We start from the raw sequence: 900 nt of genomic DNA, 5'->3' as shown, positions 1-900 counted from the left end.
TGGGCGTTAGCCCTCAGGCACCACACGCCTACGCCGAGGCAAATGGATTGAATACTTCCAGCCCCAACGCATTGAAATCGCTGACATTTCGCGTTGCAACGGTCAAACCGTGCACCAGGGCTGTCGCGGCAATCATCGCGTCCTCATAAAGCGTATCGGACTTCCTGTGCATCAATCGCGCCCACGCTCTGAAGGTTGCCGCGTCCATCGGCAGCACGTTGTAGCTGCCGGCAACCAGTTCAAGCCAGCCTTCGATCTCATGCGCTTTGCTGGGGTCTTGTTCGCGCGTCAGCTCAATGCCGGCTTGAATCTCTCCCAGGGTCACCGCGGACAAATGCAGTTGCGCATCATCCAACGATTGCAGCCAGGCCACCACGCCGCCATGCGGGCGTTGCCTGCGCAGTTCCGAAACCACATTGGTGTCCAACAGGAACTTCCTCGTCACAGCATGGGCTCCACCTTACGGCGCGTGGCCTGGCCACGAGCAGGCAGCGTCAGGTCTGTCCGAGCATCCTCAGACAGCAGGAGCTGCTTGAGCGAGGGACGCGCCGCCGATTGGAGCCTGCGCCACTCATCCACAGGAATGAGCACGGCGGCTTCTGCGCCTCGTCGTGTCACCATCTGTGGTCCTTCGTGCAGGCAAGCATCCAAGAACTCGCTGAAACGTGCTTTTGCATCCTGAACTGGCCACGTATGCATCACCATCTCCATCGAACTAGTCATTCAACTAGTCTGCATCACTTGCCAGTACAAGTCAAACAACCTCTGGTGGCCAAGCCCGGGCTAACAGGTCGTTGCACGCGGACGCCAACACTGGCCATGCCTTCGGCATTCTCATGGCCAGTGTTGGTGCCCTCCGCACCTTCGGTGCTCCGGCGCCGGTGAACTCGGGCGTTAGGC

General features: G+C 59.7%; 2 protein-coding genes. Both read right to left on the bottom strand.

The genetic code is table 11. The annotated features are described in order from the left end of the window. Nucleotides 1–28 precede the first annotated feature (28 nt). A complete protein-coding gene (locus tag EYS42_RS16865) occupies nucleotides 29–427 on the bottom strand; it encodes a type II toxin-antitoxin system VapC family toxin (protein WP_245503694.1) in 399 nt (132 codons plus the stop codon). Nucleotides 428–441: 14 nt separating this feature from the next. After that, nucleotides 442–699, bottom strand: coding sequence for a type II toxin-antitoxin system Phd/YefM family antitoxin (locus EYS42_RS16860; protein WP_130969376.1), 258 nt, complete (start codon nucleotides 697–699; stop codon nucleotides 442–444). Nucleotides 700–900: the final 201 nt, after the last annotated feature.

It is taken from the genome of Aquabacterium lacunae (genome assembly GCF_004310865.1).
Classification (GTDB): Bacteria; Pseudomonadota; Gammaproteobacteria; order Burkholderiales; family Burkholderiaceae_C; genus Aquabacterium; species Aquabacterium lacunae.
The sequence above is the reverse complement of the archived record's forward strand: the minus strand, read 5'-3'. Positions and strand labels throughout refer to the sequence as shown.